The organism is uncultured Gimesia sp. (assembly GCF_937919775.1).
Classification (GTDB): Bacteria; Planctomycetota; Planctomycetia; order Planctomycetales; family Planctomycetaceae; genus Gimesia.
This window is the reverse complement of sequence record NZ_CALFPF010000264.1, coordinates 1-3,772: the sequence shown is the minus strand read 5'-3', so window position 1 is coordinate 3,772 and position 3,772 is coordinate 1. Positions and strand designations below refer to the sequence as shown.

The following is a 3,772-nucleotide window of genomic DNA, read 5'->3' as shown; positions in this document are numbered from 1 at the left end:
ACTCAAACAAGAGTTCATTATGAAAAGAATACTACTACTTCCATTCCTGTGCTTAACAGGCATTCCGTTACTTCCTCTGAATATACTTCCTGTGTATGCAGATCAACCTGCAGGATCTCAAAAAAACATCACTGAAGCGATTCATCCGGAAATCGACTCTTCTGTCAAATCCGAACAAATCAGGGAACTCATTTCACCTGATCGAATCTCACCCGACCAGGGCGCAAGTTATATGGCCCGTTTGACAATCCCGCGGGCCGCCGATCGCGAATCACTCTCTACGTGTATTTTGCTGGAAAATGGAAAGCCGTTGCCACACCCCCATGCACTCCACAAACGGATTCGAGACCAGGGCAGGGGACACTACAGTCACTGGACTCCGAATACCCTTTATTTTTCAGCCAGTGATTCCTCTGACCCCCGAACGAATGGTAAAAAATACGAACTGGTCAATCACGAATCTTATTTTGAGAAACAATCATCCTTTCTCCTGACAGCCCCGCATTCAGAAATCGAATTCCCTGCTTTTCCGCGACGACAAATCCAACCTGTCAAAATCATCTGGCAAAATCTGGATACCCAAAACAAGGTTTCTCTCACCTGGAAACGCAAGGGGGCTCCCGATCTCACCAGTCAGGAAACGATGCTGGCCAGTATTTTAAAGCCCGGCATGCAGGAAGAAGAGAGAGCCCTCGCCATCTGGAAATTTCTGATTGACTGGCGATATCACTTTACTCCCGCGGAGCAGGGCGATGAACTTCACGACCCTGTCAAATTCCTGAATGTGTATGGCTACGGTTTCTGTGATGACTGTGCCACCAATTTTGCAGTCCTGGCGCGAAAAGCAGGCTTGCAAAGCCGCGTGTGGGGCTTATCGGGCCATGTTGTCGCGGAAGCATTTTACGACGGACGATGGCATATGTTCGATCCAGACCATCAGGTGGTTTACCGGAATGAACAGGGCGTGATTGCGGGAGTCGAAGAACTTTCGCAGCATCCGGAACTGATCACGAAAACTCCACTAGATCCGATTGGCAGCCCCTCACAACTGATTGCCGACTTATATACTTCAACCAATGATAACCGGGTTTCTGAAATACAGCCTGTGATCAATGACACAGTTATGGCCCCCATACTGGAACCACTGGACCATGTCGAATTCAGATTTTCTCATGCGGAATATGTCCATCAAAAACCGTCGGTCGATTCCGCGAAGCCTCCGGTGGTTGGAAATGGAACCTTAAAACGAACGAGCCCATTTCTACAGAATCTAAAGCAGACAGGCCCTCACCAGCGCGAATGGCATCTCAAATGGCCTTATGTCTTTTTGAAAGGGACACTCAACCTGAAATGGGAGGCGACCGAAACGCCTCCTTTCGTATTCATCTCGTCGGACACAAAATCCTGGCAGAAACTGGATGGCGATTTCACGAAAAATCAACTTCATGTTTCACTCGACCAATGGATTCAAAACCAGCCAACGGCAGTTTATGAATGTTTTGTCCGTCTGGAAAATCCCGACAAAACAGATCCTGCCGGTTCCATTAAACAACTGGACGCGGAAATGATCTTTCAGTTTGCCCCACGTGCACTGGCACACATCGACAACAAATATAACACTTTTGAAATGAAATTGACTTCTGACCCTGCAATCAACGGGAAAGGGGTCAAAGTTCAATTGCTCTGGAAAGAGATTGAGCAGTAATTTACTTCAATCTCGATACGCCTGATGGCAGCGTTTACATTGTGATTTCAGGATTTTCAGTTCGGAAGCGAACTGTTTCTGATTCCCATTTTTGAATGTTTCCTCCAGGCGTTTCACCTGTCCCTCAGACTGATTTAACCATGCTTTGAATGTCTCGTCATAATCGTCTACCTGCTTTCGCGCTGTCTCATGCAACTCTTCCCGCAAAAGTGTTAAAGCCTGTAAGACTTCTTTTTTGTCCTGGGGATTATTTTCGTTTGTTTTTGCCAGCCGCTCGAAATAGTGGCTGATCTGAACCATGGCGGTGACCATCGGCGTGACTTGAGCAGACTCAACCAACTCTGGCAATTTCTCATGGGGAGACGGGGCTTGAAACTGCCTCACGTCTCGCCAGAGACCTGCATAATCTTGACTGGTCCCCGCCTGATCCAAAAAGAGTAAAGCCCGCTTTTGATCGAGACTGCCTCGACACAGTCCCACCATTGCCGCTGCAGCGGGGCCCCGATGCTGGCCATGATGACAATGAATATAGATTGGCCCTTTGAGTTCTTTGGCGGCCCGCGCAAAAGCCAGACCTGCTTCCCGGGAAATCCCATCATAGCCGATGGGAACATGCACATATTTCATGCCGGCGGCTTTTGCCTGTTTCAAATCCGGCTGCGTCCCATCCACACTGATGATGGTTTTGATTCCCATTTTCTTCAGAGCTTCAAAACTGGTTTTCCCTTCCGGGACACTGCCGGAGTAAACCTGATCATCAATTTGAAACACGTTATGCAAACCGGGACGGCCCAGAGACCGGAATCGAGGTTGAGCCCTGTCTGCTTCAGATTCGATTTTAGTTTTTGATTCAATCTGAAAATCCTGACCATAGCAGGCCACCGATTCGATTCCCGCCCCAAGCAGGCTTACTAAAATAAATAGTCGTGTCACACACATGTCTTGCTGCATCCTGTTTTTTTACAACATCACTCACGCCACTCTTCTTAGAATATCAAACAAGTTGAATTTGTTCAGCTTTATTTTAAAAAATAAACAGGGATCAAGAATTACAGCCACTGACTGGAGAATGCGCACACATTTTTCAGTAAAATCAGTGTCTCGTACGAGTCGATGTTTTACAATCGCCTCGAATTAAATTCCTATACAAACCTGCCATCTTTTTCTGGTCTTAATTATGGCTTACGACGAAAATCTGGCCCAGCGAGTCCACCAGTTATTGCACCGTCGCACGGGGTTTTCCCAGCGAAAAATGTTTGGCGGGATCTGCTTCATGCTTCATGGAAACATGTGCTGTGGAGTGACTCAGCATGAGTTGATGCTGCGACTGGGAGAGAAAAACGCTTTAAAGGCTTTAGAAATGCCTCATACGCGCGAAATGGATTTTACCGGCAAACCACTGAAGAGCATGATTTACGTCGAGCAGTCTGGCTTTGAAGAGGATGACGATTTGAAATATTGGGTCAACCAGGCTGTGAAATTCGTCCAGTCACTTCCCCCCAAGACTGAACCATCTGCGTGATTTCAAACTGTCTTATTGACCAAGCTCATAACCGTTTGGACCATACCAGTAGCCATAAAAATGGTAGGGATCAAAATAGAACCCTGCTGACTGTTGCATGATTTGAGCATACGATGGGATCGGACTGACGTTGATATTCACTGTCGGGCGACCAGGTGTGATCCCCATTGCCTTACGTGCGTTAATTCGATTCAGACGCTCTTTGGCCTGCAAAAATGCCCTCTGTTGGATCAACTTCTGGCTGACAGACATTCGCTGATAAACCGGGCCAGAGTTCGACGGGGGCATCCTCGTGATGTTCACCGAGTTTTTTCCACTGACAAACCCCGTGTTATCCGAATGGATCTCAAGTGGTGTTTGTTCCTGACCATAAGCAGTAGCCAGAAACAGTTGGGATACAAACATCAGAGAATAAACAGAAGAGCGCATAGTGAGCCTCTCTCTTCACAGGGGTGATTTTCAACGTCAAAGAGATACACAGAAACGAATCACTGCGCATAATCTCAGCCCGTGGAACTGGATCGATCAGATTATGGGAGGTTCAT

Annotated in this window: 4 protein-coding genes; 2 read left to right on the top strand and 2 right to left on the bottom strand. The window is 47.2% G+C overall.

All coding sequences use genetic code 11. The features are described 5' to 3' along the window. The coding region (locus Q0294_RS07065) for a transglutaminase family protein (RefSeq protein WP_299462483.1) at window positions 1–1,705 on the top strand (1,705 nt) is incomplete at its 5' end. Between the two features lie 6 nt (window positions 1,706–1,711). Here the strand turns inward: Q0294_RS07065 and Q0294_RS07060 are convergent. Further along, complete coding sequence (locus tag Q0294_RS07060) at window positions 1,712–2,644, bottom strand: cytochrome c (RefSeq protein ID WP_299462481.1); 933 nt, start codon at window positions 2,642–2,644, stop codon at window positions 1,712–1,714. A gap of 238 nt (window positions 2,645–2,882) precedes the next feature. On the opposite strand from Q0294_RS07060, the gene Q0294_RS07055 reads away from it, so the two are divergent. Then, window positions 2,883–3,227: a TfoX/Sxy family protein gene (locus Q0294_RS07055; protein ID WP_299462479.1), complete on the top strand. Its 345-nt coding sequence runs from the start codon at window positions 2,883–2,885 to the stop codon at window positions 3,225–3,227. Between the two features lie 12 nt (window positions 3,228–3,239). On the opposite strand, the gene Q0294_RS07050 is transcribed toward Q0294_RS07055, so the two are convergent. Continuing rightward, window positions 3,240–3,656, bottom strand: coding sequence for a hypothetical protein (locus Q0294_RS07050; protein WP_299462477.1), 417 nt, complete (start codon window positions 3,654–3,656; stop codon window positions 3,240–3,242). Window positions 3,657–3,772 lie beyond the last annotated feature (116 nt).